Here is a 17,331-nt window from a genome sequence, read left to right as displayed (position 1 = left end):
CAGTCGTATTAATACTAAAGTAATGAAATAAAGTTCTTCTGTTCAACCTCTGTGAAGAGCAAAAACAGACAAAAACAAGCCCCGGGGGAGTAATCTTCCGGGGCTTCGTTTTTAAAAAGAATTGAACTATCTCTTATCTCTCGGCATATTGCCACAACATATAATTTAAAATTCAACAATCATGAAAAAAAATTGAATGCCGGCCAGCTTAACCGGGCGGCGCAACTTTTGGGAGACGATTGCGGGGAGCTGGAAAGCCTGCTTCGCAAAGTGATGAAACATAACAACAGCCTCGGACGGTTGCTGCAAAATGCCGTATGGGAGGAGGATATGGTGAAGGAAGAACTGATTGTCCTGACCATGCCTACCGCCACCTTTCTGGAATGGCTCGGCCCTTTGCTGGAAAGCCGGGACTGGACGGTCAACGGACGGCATGAAATCAGACCCTTCCTGCGAGCCTTCCTTTCCGTGTTTCGCCTGCGCACGGCTCCCGACAAAGACTGCCTGACGATGGGAACGATTGAAAACCTCGTGCTCGATTATCTCTATGTGCGTCGCAAAACGCAATAAGACAAATTGTTAGCAGTCTGTTTCCTGGGCGGCTTGTTGTTTTCTTAAAAGAAAAGAAAGCAATAGGCCGCCTTGTTTATCATCGCTACCTTGTAGGATATAAACCAATCTCAAAATACAATTTATTATGTTACAAGTAACGGTGTTTACCAAATTTAAAACCTGTATGGGTGATGTTAACCTGATCGATGTCCTTTACGATATCCGTAACGGAAAGTATGCACCGGCTGTCAACCGTATCCGTCTCTGCATGGACAAAGACGATACCGAAGCAGCCGACAGATTGAAGAAAGGACTGCCCGCCGTCACCATCTCCGCCACCTACCGGAAAAGACGGGTGGCGGGGTGTATGACCGGTTACAATCCGCTGACGATCCTCGATATCGACGGGTTGCCGAAGGAGGAACTACCCCGCCTGCTGGCTTTGCTTCGCGAAGCGGTCTATACGGTGGCCTGCTGGATCAGTCCGCGCGGACGAGGGATCAAAGTCATTGTTTATCCGGCTGTCGGCTTGGAGTTGGTGCCCGATAACCATGTCGCTGTCTATAACCTGGTGAAAGACTGGTACGGGAAACTGCTGGGGGTGGAAGTCGATGCTTCCGGTAAAGATGCCGGGCGGCTCTGTCTCGTTTCGTACGATCCGGCGCTCTATATCTCTCCCCGCTTCGAGCCCTGGCTGAAAGGGGAGGGCGACCTGCCCGACGGACTGCCGCCGATAGAAGTCGTCGTGTCGGATAAGGCGGTGAAACTGCTTGCGATGGCCCGCAAAAGTACCACCCGCAAAATGGCCTATGCCGAGGGCAACCGGAATAACTACGTACACCTTTTCGCCAGCCATTGCAACCGGTTGGGCGTGGAAAAAAGGGAGGTGGAAAAGTATGCCGGAAAAACATTTGCCGACCTGTCGGCAGACGAATGTACGTTGGCTATCGACAGTGCTTATGCACGTGCCGACCAGCATGCAACGGAGGCAGCTCCCGCCAGGCGTTCGTCGCGTGGCGATGGTTTTGTCTGCCGGATACAGGAATACCTGACTCCGCGTTACGAGTTGCGCCGTAATGTGGTGCGCCGTCAGGTCGAGTATCGCGACAAACGGGAGGAAGGGGCTGTTTTTATGGCGGTCACCGATTATTGGGAGAACTCCGTCTGGTGCGCTTTGCAGAAGGAGGAGATATTCTGCCATGTCTCCGATCTGCGGGCGGTGATCCATTCCGATTTCAGTCCCGGATACGACCCGTTCTGTTCTTATTTCGAACAGCTACCCGCCTGGAACGGGCAAACCGACCCGATCGGTGACCTGGCGGCTACGCTTGAAACCACCCGTCCGGACTTCTGGAGGAAGTGTTTTAAAAAGTGGCTCGTGGCACTCGTGGCCTGTGCCGTCGATCCCCATAAGGAGAACCATACCGTCCTGCTGCTGAGCGGTGCGCAGGGATTGGGTAAGACCACCTGGTTGCGCCGGCTGGTGCCCCCTGTGCTCCATGAGTATGTCTATTCGGGTAACCTCGATCCGTCGTCGAAAGACTCGTCGCTGATGATGAGCGACTGTATCCTGATCATCCTCGATGAGTTGTCGGGACAGAGCCGCATGGAGGTGAACCGCCTGAAGGCGATGATCACGAAAGATGCCGTGCGCGAACGCCGTCCCTATGCCCGTAATGCCGAAGTGTACGACCGCCGTGCATCCTTTGCCGCCACCGTCAACGACAACCAGATCCTGACCGACCGCACCGGTTCGCGCCGTTTCCTTTGTTTCGAAGCGACGCAGATCGATTATCTCTCTCCGGTAGATTATGCGGCTGTTTATGCGCAGGCGCTGGCTTTGTTTCGTGCCGGTTTCCGTTATTGGTTTGCCGATGCCGACATTATGGAGGTGAACGATAACAACGAGCCTTTCCAGCAAACCAGCCCGGAAGTGGAGTTATTTTATACTTATTTTCGCAAACCGGAGCGTTTTGAGGCTTATATTTTGCTCTCAAGTAGTGAGATTGTGGCCAAAATAGCTGAAAAAACACGTCTTCCGTTGACAAGTATCAGTGTAAATGTGATCGGAAAGATGCTGAAAAGAGATGGTTTTGTATGTCAGAAGAAGCATGGAAAGTGGCTCTTTTCCGTTGTAGAGTTGAACTTCGACCAGGTAGAAGCTCATCGTAGGGGCTTCTGAGCGGGATCGGGGGAAGATGGGGAAGGTAATTTGCGTTTCTGGAAAGTACTTGAAGTGATGTTCCTTGTTCCTTGCAGCTGGAGGGGGACAAGGAACATGTATTACAGTAAGTTCACCAACTCGTAAATAACCTTCCCCATCTTCCCCTGTTTCCTGTTTCGTTCATCTTTTTTGCTGCATTCGTTCCCGGTGGCTGCTGCACCCGTTTTCAGTGGGTGCGGCAGCTATTTTTACCGGCTGCCGCAGCCACAGAAAACCGTTGCCGCAGTCATTCCGTGTATTTTTCTCCCTTCGGATTCTTCAGGGTTCTCCCAGGTGTTCGACGATACATTCCACCTGTTTAGGCGTGAAGCACCTGATGCCGGGACGATAGCCCAGCTCGACCAGTTTCGCTTTCAGCACGCCATGATAATTGATCCACCGCCAAAGTTGCATAATAGCTCCTCTCCGGCTCATATGAGGGCTGTAAAGCTCAGCCAGCTCACCTACTCCGTAGGCTCGTATTTCAAAGGATGTATTTCCCATTGTGTGATTGTTTTATATCCCCTAAGGTACGAATAATCAATGGATATATGAAATTATTCTGGTTTAATGTTTCCTCATTGAGTCTCCTTTTTTACCACTAATGGCAATTAGAAATTTATCGGAAATAAAATGTCGCTTCGTCACACCCTGTCACCTCTGTCTACAAGGTGGGGAGGTGGTGGTCGTATCTTTGATATGTAATTAATAATCAACTAAAAAACAATTAAGTTATGCCATTACAATTTCATTTGGTTCTTAGAAAGAACCTGAGTAAAAATGTGGAAGCGGGGAAAGAGAAACTCCACTATGCGCAGACCCGGGCAACGGGGACATGTACCTTCGAGGAGTTGTGCAGTATCGTTGCTGATAGCTCCACCGCTTCGAGTGGTGATGTGAAGGTGGTGATAGACCGCCTGATCAAATTCCTTCTCTTGTTTCTGGCTCGCGGAGAGGTGGTGCAATGTGGCGAGCTGGGTACGTTTCAGCTGGTGCAGACCAGTTCGGGAAGTGTTACTGTGGAGGAATTCTCTTCCAGTATGTTGTACCGCGCCCGCCTTCGTTTCCGCCCCGGGCCGAAGTTGCGTGAGCTGATCCTGACGGCCAAGAGCGAACGTTTCAAGCTCGAAGAGTCGAAGCCGTCGGAAGGTGGCGGTAGCGGCAGCGGTGAAGACGATCGCCCCGTGATCGAGTAGTTATCCATAGAACCGGTCGCAACGTATGGATAAGCAATCATTTACCTCGAAGTACTTCCCCGCCGCACGTCTGGCGGGTGAGTTGTACGGACTGAACCCGGTAGTGATCCTGGCTCAGTCTGCAATCGAAACCGGCTGGGGTGAGAGCACCCTGGCTACCCGCTACAACAACTTTTTCGGGCTGACGGGCTATGGCGTTACCAATGCTTACTGGCATGGCGGCAAGACGGATCCGGATAAGCCGGACGGTCTGTTGTTCCGCCGTTACGACCGGCCTGAAAACAGTTTTCTCGATTTCGCCCGCCTGATCTCTACTGTCTACAAACAGGCGGCCGCCGTGAGCCATTACCCCCGGGCGTATGCTCGTGAGATCGCTTACAGCCGGTATATCAGTGAAATGAACGGGGATAACCGTGAGACGTATTGCAGGATGCTGGAAAGCATTGCACAGTCGCTGGTACCCCTGGTGTATAATCTAAATAATGAAAGCGTATGAGTGAGAAAGGAAACAAGGTGAGGACGATCCTTCAGTTTATCATGGAATTACTGGGGTTCCTGTTGGGAAGAAAGAAACAAGGTTAACCCGTAGGGGCGGTTCGTGAACCGCCCTTACCCAACACACCTTACCGAACAGGCCTTATGTTAACGCCGAAGAAATAAACATATAAATCATCATCCCGATAATATCGTTCGTAATCGTGATGAACGGGCCGGTAGCCAATGCGGGGTCTATCTTCAGGCGGTCGAGCGTCATGGGGACAAGGGTTCCGAAGATACTGGCGAACATGACGACGGCGAACAGGCTCAGGGAGACGGATGCCGTTATCCCTTTGTCGCCCAGCATAAAGAAGTTATACACGAATACGACCAGGCTGATAATGCTGGCGTTGATAAGTGAGACGATTCCTTCTTTCAATATCTGCGGAAGAATGTTATCCTGTTTCAGTGAGTTGTTGGCCAGACCCTGTACCACGATAGCCGATGATTGTATCCCGACATTTCCCCCTGTTCCACCGATCAGCGGAATAAAGAGAGCCATCTTCGGGTTGCTTGCCAGATTCCCTTCAAAACCGCCGAGGATGACGGAGTTTGCCAGCCCGCCGATCATACCGATCAGCAACCACGGGAGACGGGCGGCCGTCTGGGTGAATACATTATCCGAAGTTTCCACGTCCTGCGAGATACCGGATGCCAACTGGTAATCACGTTCGTGCTGTTCGCGTACTTCGTCCATTACGTCGTCGATGGTGATGCGTCCGACCAGGCGACCGATGCTGTCTATTACCGGCAAGGCTACCAGGTCGTATTTCTCGATCGTTTCGGCCACCTCTTCGATGCTGTCGCTCTCGCGTACCGCGATAGGCTCCTTCTTCATCACATGTTTGATCTTGGAAACGGACGGGTTGGTGATCAGCCGTTGGAGCGGGAGAACACCTTTCAGGCGTTCGTCGTCGTCTATCACATATACATAATAGATCTCGTCCATGTCTTCGGCCTGCTTACGCATTTCCTCGATACACTGGGGCATACTCCAATTCTCGTTGACCACGATCATTTCCGTACCCATCAAACCACCGGCAGTGTCTTCGTCGTATTTCAACAAGTCGACGATATCGCCCGCCTGCTCCACGTCTTCGATGTGCGAAAGGATCTCTTCCTGGGTGTCTTCGTCCAGCTCACGCATCAGGTCTACGGCGTCGTCGGTCTCCATATTGTCGACGAAGCGTTTGGCGATCAATTCGTTGGGTAGCTCTTTCAGTAACTTATGACGGTCTTCTTCATCCAGTTCCATCAGGACGTCGGCTGCTTTGTCGCCATCCATCAGCAGATACAGATAGATAGCTTCCTGTAGGTTCAGTTCCTGGTATAACTCGGCGATATCGGCCGGGTACAGGTCGTGGAGCATCGCCTGTGCTTTGGCATCATCTTTGGCGGAGATGATACTCTTTAAGTTTTCGATATAGTCTTTCGTTAGTTCAATCATAAGTCACTTTTCTTTATCAGACGCTTGTCCGGTGTTAGTATATACCATACACTGTCTTCTCTGAATTCCGGTGAGGCAACGCTCTCTCCCTTATCCTCTTCCGGATAAGACAGGCCGGCGATGTCGAGGAACGAATGGAACAGATTGGATGTGCTTACTTTCTTCTCTTTATGATCTTCTATGGCTTCTGCTTTTTCTGGCCGTGCGTCACGGTAGGCGGCGGAAGTCCATATAAATAGCGGGATATGCAATTCGTAGATAGAGGGTTCCGTATTGCCGTGCACCGCCAGGTTGCGTTCGTCGTCGTAGAGGTTCTCCGCATGGTCGGACAGGTAGACAACGGCGCTGACAGCCTTTTCGTCGTTCACCTTCCGGATGATTTCATTCAGTACGTAGTCGGTGTAACAGATGCTGTTGTCGTAGCTGTTCACCAGTATTTCTTTGTTGGACGGGCTGACTACGTCGTATCCGGTGTTGTCGTGCAGTGAGGGCGTGAAGCGGCAGAAAGATTCCGGGTAGCGGGCGTTGTAGCGGAAATGGCTTCCCAATGTGTGGATCACGATCAGCTGCTTTTGTTTGTCCAGGCTCAATACCGAGTCGAGGTGGGGCAATAGCTTCCCGTCGTAGTTGTCGGCAGAGTCGAAATCGGTAGTCGAGAAGAAAGTATAGTCCATGTCGGCTGTGATGCGTTTCACGAAACGGTCGCTCGACGACTGGCTGGCTAGCCAGGCTGTGCTGAAACCGCATTCGATAAAGGCATCGGGCAGCGCTTTTTCTTTGTAGGCGATATCTGGATTATCCGGGGTTGCCCGGGTGAGTATCTGTTGGATCGCTATGTTGGTCAGGTTCGATGTTGTCAGTACTTTGCTGTAAGAAACCAGGTTTTCCTGTTTGTCGAGCAGTGGAGAAGTGGGACGGTTGTACCCGTTCAACGAGTAGTTACCGTATCGGCTGGATTCACCGATCACTAATACGTAAATCTCTTTTCCGGGCAGGGTGTCCTGTCGTTCGGCCCGGAAGGAGAAATCTTTCAGTTGTTCCTGCATCCGGTCTATTTCCCGCTCCATCGCGAAAACTTCGGTGGTGGCCGCCAGCAGGTCGCAGGGATATACCTTCTTATATTTCATCAGGAAATTCGAATTGGCCGCCCGCATGCGGTAGACTGCCCCGTCGGTATAATCCGACATCTTCCACATTGTTCCCCATAGGGCGATATTGAAAAGGGCAAACAGGCTGAATACGACTATCTTCCCTTTTCCGGTGAATATCGGTTTGTTCTCTATCCGGGTGAACAATACCCAATAATAGAGGATAAGGATCAGGATAAAAAGAAGGACATATCCTTTTAGGGAATAGATGAGTTCGAAGGCTTCCTGGTTGTTCGTGTTCAGGATAGCCGACATCAGGCCGATGGATATCGGCATCTTGTTGAGTATGACATGTCCGATCTCGATCGGGCTGAGTATCAGGAAAAGACTCGACAGGGCAAAATAAACCCTGGCCTTGAACAGCAATGCCGGGACGGTCAGGATCAGGCAGGAGAAAAACAGGTAGGCTACTTGCTTGGGGATGTCGCCGGCCAGGTCGCTCGACCGGAACATCACTACAAGGTTAGGCAAAAGAAGAAGGAAAAATAAAAGAGTCATCCATCCGTACTTGTTAGATGGAAATAGCGACCGGATCATTTTTCCTATTCGTTTCATATTTTGTTTATTTTCCTGTTTTTATTCTTTCTGTATTGTCCCTGTCTGTTGCAACCACTTGTTTGTGATCAGTGTTAATTCAACGAATTGCTCGACCGATAATTGTTCGGGCCGTTGATTAAAGATAGGCAATGCATAATCCGGACAGTCTTTTCCCAGCAACGGCTTCATCGAGTTTCGGAGTGTTTTCCGTCGTTGGTTGAAAGAAGTCTTGACGACTGTCTTGAATAGTTTCTCGTCGCAACCCAGCTCTTTCCGGTCGTTCCGTACCATACGGATCACGGCACTCTTTACCTTTGGGGGCGGATCGAATACGGTTTCACTCACCGTGAAGAGGTATTCAACCGTGTACCAGGCTTGCAGCAGTACGCTCAATATGCCGTATGTCTTGCTGCCAGGGCCGGCTGCCAGGCGTTCGGCCACCTCTTTTTGTATCATCCCCGAGCAACAGGGTACATGTTCTCTGAAGTCGAGCACCTTAAAGAATATCTGGCTGGATATATTATACGGATAGTTACCGATGACGCAGAACTGGCCGGGGAATAGTTTGGATAGATCCAGCCGCAGGAAATCCTCTGCCAGGATACGTCCTTCAAGCGCGGGGAAGTTCTGCTCCAGGTAATCTACCGACTCCATATCCAACTCCACAACGGTCAGGTCGTGGCCGGCTTCCAGCAGGTATTGGGTGAGCACACCCATCCCCGGGCCGATCTCCAAAACCGGTAAATCCTTGTAGTCGGACAGTGTGTCGGCTATGCGCCGGGCGATATCTAAATCCTTCAGGAAATGCTGTCCTAATGCTTTCTTTGGCTTAACTAATCTCATCCAGTTCTTTGATGTAAAGTATTTGTATTAAAATATAATGCTTATCTTTGCGGGTGCACAAAAATACAACAAATAATTTAAAGTAACCTACGTAGAATGAATTTTAAAAGTATCCTACAAACGTTTGTCAAGATATTTCTACCCTTAGCTTTTGGCTGTTTATTGCTGTGGTTTCTATACAGTAATATGGATGTCACCGAAATATGGCGGGTGATCCGTGAGGGAGTGAGATACGATATTATCCTGGTCTCTTTGTTGTTCGGCCTGTTTGCCAATATTGTCCGCGGGCTTCGCTGGGGGCTGCTTATCTCGTCGCTGGGTGAGCGTTTTAAGATGAGCAACGTCGTTTATGCTGTGTTGGGTAATTATGCCGTGAATATGGTTCTTCCCCGTGTGGGCGAGGTATGGCGTTGCGGAATAATCACCAAATATGATAAGATACCTTTTACCAAGCTCTTCGGGACTCTCCTGATAGACCGTGTGAGCGATACGGTAGTGGTCGGATCGATCACTTTGCTGATCTTTATATTCAATTTCGACTTCTTTGTCAGCTTTTTTGCACGCAACCCGGCCTTGCTGGATGGCTTCCGGAAAATGTTCGACTCTCTATGGATTTATGTCATTGCAGTAATTTTAGTGGTCGGAATTTGGTTTGTTTTCAAATATATGAGTAACTTTACGCTGGTGCAGAAAGCAAAGTCATTGTTGCTGAATGTGTGGGACGGAATGAAGAGCGTCTGGTTACTGAAGCGGAAAGGCCTTTTCCTGGCGCAGACCCTGTTGATCTGGGGCGGTTATTTCTGTTATTTCTATATCACATTCTATGCCTTCGACTTTACGCGCGACCTGGGTATAAAGGTCGGCCTGATCGCCTTTACTATGAGTAGTATCGGTGTGGCTGTTCCGGTTCAGGCGGGTATCGGTGCCTGGCATTTTATGGTGATCGCTACGCTGGTTTGCTTCGGTGTCAATGAAAATGATGCTGCTGCTTTTGCCCTCGTGGTTCATACGGTGCAAACGGCCTGGACGGTGATTTGCGGTCTGTTCGGTATTGTGGCTCTGCCGCTTACCAATAGAGATAACAATGTGCAGTTGGCAGTCGACGAGTGATGGTTGGCTGTTAAAAAAACTCCATTGGTTATCCTTTTATAGAATAAGTTTGTTACTAATATAATTTATTAATCTGGTTGTCAATATCCCGGTTGCCATTTTATCTGTCAACTATCATTTGTCAACTGTCAACTTAGAAGAAACTATGTCAGCAGAAATCAAGAATCTTTTTCCGCAGCATGTCTGGGGTTATTTCTATGACCTCACACAGATCCCTCGTCCTACGGGACACATGGAAGCAGTTACCCGTTATGTAGAAGCTTTTGGTAAAGGATTGGGATTGGAAACCTTGCGGGATGAAGTAGGAAACGTTCTGATCCGCAAACCTGCAACCCCCGGAATGGAAGGCCGTAAAACCGTTATACTGCAATCGCACCTGGATATGGTTCCCCAGAAAAATGCTTCCGTAAAGCATAACTTCCTTACCGATCCGATCGATGCTTACATAGATGGCGACTGGGTTACAGCCCGTGATACTACACTGGGTGCCGACAACGGTATCGGAGCATCTTTTGCTATGGCTGTGCTCTCGGACGAGACTATCAAACATGGCCCGATCGAGGCTCTTTTCACTATAGATGAAGAAGAAGGTATGGATGGCGCTTTCGGCCTGAAACCCGGATTCCTGAAAGGGGGTACGCTGATCAACTGCGACTCGGAAGAGGAAGGCGAACTGTTTGTGGGTTGTGCCGGCGGTGCCGATCTGAATATCTCCGTACAGTTTAAAGAAGATACATATGTACCCGAAGGGGATGTCGCTGTAAAGGTGAACCTGACGGGGTTGAAAGGCGGCCACTCCGGTGTGGATATCCATCTCGGACGTGCGAATGCCAATAAATTAATGTTCCGTTTCCTGAAAGAGGCGGTTTGCGATTACGGTGCGCGTCTGTCGTCTATCGAAGGCGGTTCGCTTCGTAATGCGATTCCCCGGGAGGCTTTTGCCGTAATTACGATTCCCGGTGATAACGTAGAGTCGTTGTGGGAAATGGTTGCCGACTATCAGGATATGTTCCGCGAAGAATACAGGGGGATCGAAAATAATATCAGTTTTACTGCTGAAATGGTCGATCTGCCTGCTACCTTGATTCCGGAAGAAATTCAGGACGACCTGATCAATGCGATCGAAGGTTGCCAGAATGGTGTGATCAGTATGTTGAACGATTTCCCCGGTACGGTGGAGTCGTCTTCCAATCTGGCGATCGTCAGGTCGTCTGACGAGCTGATCGAGATAAAGATATTGGTGCGCAGCTCTTCCGAGAGCCGTAAAGCTTCCGTTTGTTCAAGCCTGGAAAGTATCTTCGCTCTGGCTGGTGCCAAAGTGGAATACGGCGGCGCTTACGGTGGATGGCAGCCGAATATCAATTCCCCGATCCTGAATGTGATGCAGCAGACCTATGAAGACCTGTTCGGAAAGAAGCCGTCGGTAAAAGTGATGCATGCCGGTTTGGAATGTGGTATCATCCAGGAGTCTTATCCTGCGATGGATATGATCTCCATCGGCCCGGATCTGGAACATCCGCACTCACCGGACGAACGCGTGAGTATCCCGTCCGTACAGAAAGTGTGGGACTTTATTGTTGCTGCGCTGGAAAGAATGTAAATATATAATCTTTCAAATAGATTATCCGTCATACGAAGGACCGTATATCCGTAACTGGGTATGCGGTTTTTTTTATTTATTAGTGATAGACCCTGTCGGAAAGAAAAAAATTGTACTTTTGTGAGCTGCATTAATAAGTATAAAGATAATGGCCAATGATGAAATGAAACAAGCCTGGAAACTGCCGGAGCCGACACTCCGGAGACTGCCCTGGTATCTTGCCTTCCTGAAGCTCTTGAAAGGTAAGGGGGAGACTTTTGTATCATCTACCCAGATTGCTAAAGAGATTAATGTAGATCCCAGTCAGGTGGCAAAAGACCTTTCTTTTGTGAATATTTCCGGTAAGACCCGGGTAGGTTATGAGATTTGTACTTTGGTGGATGTCCTGGAAGACTTTCTGGGTTTTACCGTACAGCATAAAGCGTTCCTGTTTGGTGTCGGTAGCCTGGGGGCTGCCTTGTTGCAGGACTCCGGATTAAATCAGTACGGACTGGAAATTGTAGCCGGTTTCGATGTGCGCAGGGAGCTGGCAGGTACGGTGATCAACGGGATACCTGTTTTTCATCTGGATGATTTCCCGGCCAAGCAAAAAGAGTACGGGGCCACGATCGGAGTGATCACTGTGCCGGTGGATAAAGCGCAGGAAGTAACCGAACAGATCATCGCCGGAGGGATCAAGGCCTTATGGAACTTTACCCCGTTCCGTATCCGCGTACCGGAGCATATTGTCGTGCAGAATACTTCCATGTATGCCCATCTGGCTGTCATGTTTAATCGTTTGAACTCAATAAATCACTGAAATGAAGATTATAGCAGTAGGAATGAATTATGCGGAGCACAATAAAGAGCTGCATCATTCGTTAGAATTATCGGAGCCTACTATCTTTATGAAGTCCGATTCTTCCTTGTTGAAAGACGGCAAACCGTTTTTTATCCCCGATTTTTCGTCGGAGATACATTATGAAACCGAGATTGTTGTAAAGATAGACCGGCTGGGTAAGAATATCGCCGAGCGTTTTGCATCCCGTTACTATAGTGAGGTAACAGTCGGTATCGACTTTACTGCCCGTGACCTGCAAAGAGAGCTGCGTGCGAAAGGATTACCCTGGGAGATCAGTAAAGCTTTTGATAATTCGGCTGTTATCGGGTCGTTTGTGCCATTGGACAGGGTGGGGGATGTGAACCGTATCCCGTTCCATCTGGATATAAACGGAAAGAATGTGCAAGAGGGGAATACCTCGGATATGCTTTTCCCGGTCGACAAGATCATCGCTTATGTGAGCCGTTTCTTTACCCTCAAAATCGGAGATCTGATATTTACAGGAACTCCGGCAGGGGTAGGGCCTGTTAAGATCGATGATCATTTGCAGGGATATATCGGCGAAAGGAAGCTTCTGGATTTCCACGTGAAATAGTTGGCAGTTGGCAAGTAGCACATCGGCAGTTGAGTTTCACGCACGGTAATGAAGGCTGGAATAACTATTAACTGTCATCTGAAAAAGAGTATGTTACGAATAATATATACGTTAATAATAAGTATTTGTTTTCTTACTTCCGCCTGGGCTGATGGGAGCCGCTATGCTGCCAAATCGGCTTTATCGTCCGGTAAATGGGTGAAGGTGCAGGTGGAAGAAGACGGCATTTATAAACTTTCTTATTCCGATCTTCGTTCGATGGGGTTCTCCGACCCGGCGAAAGTCTCCGTGCATGGTTATGGCGGTTGGATACTGGATGAAGATTTCTCAAACACTTACATCGATGATGTACCGGCTGTGGCAACCTGGCGTGGTGACGATTTCCTGCTGTTCTACGGGCGCGGAGTGGTAAAGTGGACGTATGATACGACAAACAGATGTTTTGTCCATACTAATAATCCATATTCTCAGTATGGTTATTATTTCCTGACGGATGCTACGGCAACAAAGGAAATGGAGACTGTTGCTTCCGCAGCAGGTGCTTCCCTGAAAATAACGACGTTCGATGATTACCGGGTACATGAAAAAGACCTGGTTTCTGTGAATAACTCCGGACGTGAGCTGTTTGGCGAAGCAATGGATATGACCCTTTCGAGGGATTTCTCATTTAATGGCATCACAGGGATCACCAATGACGACGGTAAGGTGACGCTGCGTTTTATAGCAAAGCCTACCAGCGGTACGGGGAGTGTCACTTTGAGCATAGGGGGAAGTGAACTGATATCGAGAACAATCAGTTACAGTGCTTCCAGCGATGAATATACAAAAGCGAACCTGGCGTATGAAGTGGCCGACTGGAAAGGTGAGAAAAGAGCAAATACCAAAGTCAATGTAAGATACGGACAGTACGGGCATAAAAATGTATATCTCGACTTTATCCGTTTGCAGATGGTGCGCGAGTTACAGCCTTATGGCGCTTGCACATTCTTCCGCAGCCTGGCTTCTGTCAATAATTCTTCCCGGTTTGTCGTTCAGAATGCCAATGCCAATACATTGGTTTTTGATGTGACGGATCCTATAAATCCGAAACGGATGGAAACGGAATTGAGCGGAAGCGAATTGTCTTTCTCCATTCCTTCGGGAACATTAAGAGAGTTTGCCCTGGTACAGCGTAATCAGACACTCCCGACTCCGAAAGTAGTGGGCGATGTGGCAAACCAGGACTTGCATGCTTTACCTCAAACCGATATGATCATCCTTGCACAACCGGGATTGACGAGCCAGGCAGAGCGTCTAGCGGAAGCACACCGCGACCGTGACGGATTGTCGGTTCAGGTAGTTACCCCGGAAGTTGTCTACAACGAGTTTTCCAGCGGAACCCCGGATGCGACTGCCTATCGCCGTTTTATGAAGATGTTCTATGACCGTCAGACTTCCGAGAGCGATGCCCCCAAATATCTGCTTCTTTTCGGTGACGGTGCCTTCGATAACCGTTTCCTTACATCGAGCTGGCAGAATGTGACGACAAATAATATGTTGCTGACTTACCAGACGGACGAGTCGCTGGATGATAAATCGTATGTGATAGACGACTACTTCGGTTTCCTCGACGATAGCAATAACGGCAAGGGACTGCTGGCCTCGAAGATCGATATCGGTATCGGGCGTTTCCCGGTGCGGACAGTGACCGAGGCGACCAACATGGTGGATAAGGTCATCAATTATATGGATAATAAGGAGACCGGATCGTGGAAAAACAATGTTTGCTTTGTGGCGGACGATGGTAACGGAGCCGATGGTTATATGATACAACATGCGGAACAGGCCGATGCCCTGGGAGAATATATAAATACCAGCCATCCCGAGTTCCTGGTGAATAAGATTTATTTCGATGCCTATAAGAAAGATATTTCCGGAGGGCTGAGTACGTATCCGGTCGTGAAGACAGATATCCAGAAACTCCTTAAGAGCGGTCAGTTGCTGATCAATTATACGGGACACGGAAATACCGTTTCCTGGAGTGACGAACAGGTCTTGACGGAAAGTGATATTACCAAATCCACCTATACCCGTCTGCCGATCTGGATCACGGCTACTTGCGACTTCTGCCGTTTTGATGCTCCGGTAACCTCTGCCGGTGAGCAGGTCTTCCTGAATAAGGTAAGTGGCGGTATCGGATTGTTCACGACTACCCGTGTGGCCTATTCCAGTCCGAACTTCACGATCAATGATAACCTGATCCGTAATTTGTTCGAGAAGAAGAACGGGCGCCGGTTGACATTGGGGGAAGTGATGAAAGCAACCAAGCAAAGTCTAGGTTCAAGCCGTTATAAGTTGGGATTTGCCCTGATCGGTGACCCGGCATTGAAGCTTTCCTATCCGGAGTATCGTATGAACATAACGGCGATAAACGGAAACCCGGTAACGAGTGAGCCCGTTACTTTTAAAGCATTACAGAAAATAACCGTAGAAGGTGAAGTGCTGAACCCGGAAGGAAACGTGGCAACAGGCTTTTCCGGTCTGCTGAACCCGACTGTTCTGGATAGCCGTGTTTCTTACGAGACACTGGATAATAATAAAATAGGTAAGACCTTCAAGTATACGGACTACTCGAACATTCTCTTTATCGGTAACGACTCCGTCCGTTCGGGAAAATTCAGTTTCACCTTTACTGTGCCTAAAGATATCTCCTATTCGAACGAATTTGGAAAGATGAACCTGTATGCCTCGGATGAATCGACTAATGTCGAGGCGCAGGGTGCTTACCTTAATTATCGGGTCGGCGGCACTGACGATAATGCGGACGACGACCAGGACGGCCCGGAAATCCGTACACTTTATCTGAATGATTCTACTTTTGTCAGTGGCGGTCAGGTCAATACGACCCCGTTCTTTGTGGCCCGTCTCTGGGATAAGAGTGGTGTGAATATAACAGGCAGCAGTATCGGACATGATATGATGCTAATCATCGACGGTAATCCGTCTTTGAGTTTTAACCTGAACAGTTATTATGAACTGATACCGGGTAGCGACGGAGAGGGAATTGTAAAATACCTGCTTCCGGCATTGACTCCGGGAGTGCATAAAGCAGAGTTTAAAGTCTGGGATATACAGAACAACTCGACAACACAGGAGTTTGAGTTCGAGGTAGTGGAAGGATTGAAACCGTATCTGCTGGAACTGACGGCTTCACCTACGCCGGCTCGCGAACAGGTGACTTTCCATCTGTTCCATAACCGTCCGGAAAGCCAATTGACTGTCGGGATTATGGTTTACGATATGGTTGGACGCTTGCAATGGCGGCATGAGGAAACAGGTTCTTCCGAGCTTTTCAAATCGTATACGGTGACCTGGGATCTGTCCAATAACAGGGGTGGACGGCTGCGTCCGGGTGTTTATATATATCGTGCAGCGATCAGCTCCGGTGGCTCTAAGGAAGCGACGGAAGCAAAGAAATTAATAATCCTCGCACAATAAAGTAAAACAAAATCAGTTTATATGTTCGTAAGGTAAGTTTGTTACTTGCCGCGTATTTAACAGGAATATAGTATGATAAAGAATTTAAGAATTAGTACACTTATAGTAGTTTTCAGTTTACTGGCTGTCTTTACTACCTGGGCACAGAAAGATAAATTTGCCCCGGTTAATACAGCCGTACCTTCTCTTTCTATTGCACCTGATGCCCGTGCCGGTGCGATGGGGGATAATGGAGCGTCTACTACTCCGGATATAAACTCACAATACTGGAACCCCGCCAAGTATGCTTTTATGTACAGTAAAGCAGGTGTTTCTTTATCTTATACTCCCTGGTTGCGCAAATTGGTTAACGATGTTGCCTTGGCAAACCTTTCCGGATATTATAAGATTGGTGATAGTGATTTGCAGGCGATAGGCGCTTCGTTGCGTTATTTCTCACTGGGGGATGTACCGACTAATAGTACCGGTAATACGGAAGATCAAGGATATATGGTAAGTCCTTATGAAATGGCATTCGACGTTAGTTATAGCCGTAAGCTATCCGAATCTTACTCTATGGCTGTAGCCATGCGCTATATCCGTTCGGATATGGGACAGGATGCGCAAGATGAAAGTCGTGTTCCTGGTAATGCTTTTGCAGCCGATATTGCCGGTTATCTGGAGAAGTATGTGGTTCTGGGGCAGGCAGAGGCTTTATGGAGCTTAGGTTTTAATGTGTCTAATATCGGTACTAAAATATCATATAACGGTGGAACTACCAATGAATTCCTTCCCACCACTCTCCGTTTGGGAACAGGTTTACTTTATCCGATCGACGATTTTAACCGGATCGGTCTATATGTCGACCTGAGTAAATATCTGGTGCCGAGTCTGCCTTATCTGAAGGAAGGTGCAACTGACGAAGAACGTGAAGAGTATGACAAAAAGAAACTGGAATATAATGATGTATCCGGTATCTCCGGTATTTTCCGTTCTTTCAGTGATTCTCCCGACGGTTTCAAAGGTGAGTTACAGGAGGTGATGGTATCTATCGGTGCCGAGTATAGCTATAACGAGCAGTTCTTCCTGCGTGGTGGTTATTTCTATGAAAATGCCAATAAAGGTAACCGTCAGTACTTCTCTGTCGGAGCAGGTTTCCGTATGAGTGTGTTCCAGTTGGATGCTGCTTATCTGGTAAGTACGGTTCAGAGTAACCCGTTAGACCAGACATTGCGTTTCTCCCTCTCGTTCGATATGGACGGTATCAAAAACCTGTTCAGATAAGAA

At 48.6% G+C, this 17,331-nt stretch carries 14 protein-coding genes; 10 read left to right on the top strand and 4 right to left on the bottom strand.

The genetic code is table 11. The features are described from left to right. The first annotated feature begins 228 nt into the window (after nt 1–228). Nucleotides 229–570 carry a hypothetical protein gene (locus tag HMPREF1212_RS19120; protein WP_232430162.1) on the top strand — a complete coding sequence of 114 codons (342 nt, stop codon included), beginning with the start codon at nt 229–231 and terminating at the stop codon, nt 568–570. Nucleotides 571–697: 127 nt separating this feature from the next. Then, entirely contained in the window at nt 698–2,734 is a 2,037-nt protein-coding gene (locus HMPREF1212_RS19115; protein ID WP_082099938.1) for a VapE domain-containing protein, read from the top strand. A 300-nt stretch (nt 2,735–3,034) separates the two neighbouring features. Here the strand turns inward: HMPREF1212_RS19115 and HMPREF1212_RS19110 are convergent, their stop codons facing one another. Then, entirely contained in the window at nt 3,035–3,259 is a 225-nt protein-coding gene (locus tag HMPREF1212_RS19110) for a DUF4248 domain-containing protein (protein WP_028726340.1), read from the bottom strand. A 230-nt stretch (nt 3,260–3,489) separates the two neighbouring features. On the opposite strand from HMPREF1212_RS19110, the gene HMPREF1212_RS19105 reads away from it, so the two are divergent. Together HMPREF1212_RS19105 and HMPREF1212_RS19100 are read left to right on the top strand one after the other, a co-directional pair. Beyond that, a complete protein-coding gene (locus HMPREF1212_RS19105; RefSeq protein WP_046150576.1) occupies nt 3,490–3,951 on the top strand; it encodes an HU family DNA-binding protein in 462 nt (153 codons plus the stop codon). Between the two features lie 25 nt (nt 3,952–3,976). Then, nucleotides 3,977–4,447 carry a glucosaminidase domain-containing protein gene (locus HMPREF1212_RS19100; RefSeq protein ID WP_046150704.1) on the top strand — a complete coding sequence of 157 codons (471 nt, stop codon included), beginning with the start codon at nt 3,977–3,979 and terminating at the stop codon, nt 4,445–4,447. 141 nt (nt 4,448–4,588) lie between these two features. On the opposite strand, the gene mgtE is transcribed toward HMPREF1212_RS19100, so the two are convergent. Genes mgtE through rsmA form a run of 3 tightly spaced genes read right to left on the bottom strand, consistent with a single transcriptional unit; the run spans nt 4,589 to nt 8,463 of the window. Then, complete coding sequence (mgtE, locus tag HMPREF1212_RS19095; protein WP_028727236.1) at nt 4,589–5,935, bottom strand: magnesium transporter; 1,347 nt, start codon at nt 5,933–5,935, stop codon at nt 4,589–4,591. Then, the gene (locus tag HMPREF1212_RS19090; RefSeq protein WP_082099937.1) at nt 5,932–7,638 is read right to left on the bottom strand and encodes a phosphoethanolamine transferase; all 1,707 of its coding nucleotides are present in this window, start codon (nt 7,636–7,638) and stop codon (nt 5,932–5,934) included. The genes mgtE and HMPREF1212_RS19090 overlap by 4 nt, the downstream gene beginning before the upstream one ends. Nucleotides 7,639–7,659: 21 nt before the next feature. After that, nucleotides 7,660–8,463, bottom strand: coding sequence for a 16S rRNA (adenine(1518)-N(6)/adenine(1519)-N(6))-dimethyltransferase RsmA (gene rsmA / locus HMPREF1212_RS19085; RefSeq protein WP_028727234.1), 804 nt, complete (start codon nt 8,461–8,463; stop codon nt 7,660–7,662). A gap of 96 nt (nt 8,464–8,559) precedes the next feature. On the opposite strand from rsmA, the gene HMPREF1212_RS19080 reads away from it, so the two are divergent. The 6 genes from HMPREF1212_RS19080 (at nt 8,560) to porV (ending at nt 17,328) form a co-directional block, all read left to right on the top strand. After that, the gene (locus tag HMPREF1212_RS19080; protein WP_046150702.1) at nt 8,560–9,573 is read left to right on the top strand and encodes a lysylphosphatidylglycerol synthase transmembrane domain-containing protein; all 1,014 of its coding nucleotides are present in this window, start codon (nt 8,560–8,562) and stop codon (nt 9,571–9,573) included. A 145-nt stretch (nt 9,574–9,718) separates the two neighbouring features. After that, complete coding sequence (locus HMPREF1212_RS19075; protein WP_046150701.1) at nt 9,719–11,173, top strand: aminoacyl-histidine dipeptidase; 1,455 nt, start codon at nt 9,719–9,721, stop codon at nt 11,171–11,173. Nucleotides 11,174–11,321: 148 nt separating this feature from the next. After that, nucleotides 11,322–11,972: a redox-sensing transcriptional repressor Rex gene (locus HMPREF1212_RS19070; protein WP_028727231.1), complete on the top strand. Its 651-nt coding sequence runs from the start codon at nt 11,322–11,324 to the stop codon at nt 11,970–11,972. A gap of 1 nt (nt 11,973) precedes the next feature. Further along, the gene (locus tag HMPREF1212_RS19065) at nt 11,974–12,588 is read left to right on the top strand and encodes a fumarylacetoacetate hydrolase family protein (RefSeq protein ID WP_028727230.1); all 615 of its coding nucleotides are present in this window, start codon (nt 11,974–11,976) and stop codon (nt 12,586–12,588) included. Nucleotides 12,589–12,678: 90 nt separating this feature from the next. Beyond that, on the top strand, nt 12,679–16,065 hold the full coding sequence (porU, locus tag HMPREF1212_RS19060) for a type IX secretion system sortase PorU (protein WP_046150700.1): 3,387 nt from the start codon (nt 12,679–12,681) through the stop codon (nt 16,063–16,065). A 72-nt stretch (nt 16,066–16,137) separates the two neighbouring features. Further along, nucleotides 16,138–17,328, top strand: a complete 1,191-nt coding sequence (gene porV / locus HMPREF1212_RS19055; RefSeq protein WP_046150699.1) for a type IX secretion system outer membrane channel protein PorV — start codon at nt 16,138–16,140, stop codon at nt 17,326–17,328. Nucleotides 17,329–17,331: the final 3 nt, after the last annotated feature.

Source organism: Parabacteroides sp. HGS0025, assembly GCF_000969845.1.
In the GTDB taxonomy this organism is placed as follows: domain Bacteria; phylum Bacteroidota; class Bacteroidia; order Bacteroidales; family Tannerellaceae; genus Parabacteroides; species Parabacteroides gordonii.
The sequence above is the reverse complement of the archived record's forward strand: the minus strand, read 5'-3'. Positions and strand labels throughout refer to the sequence as shown.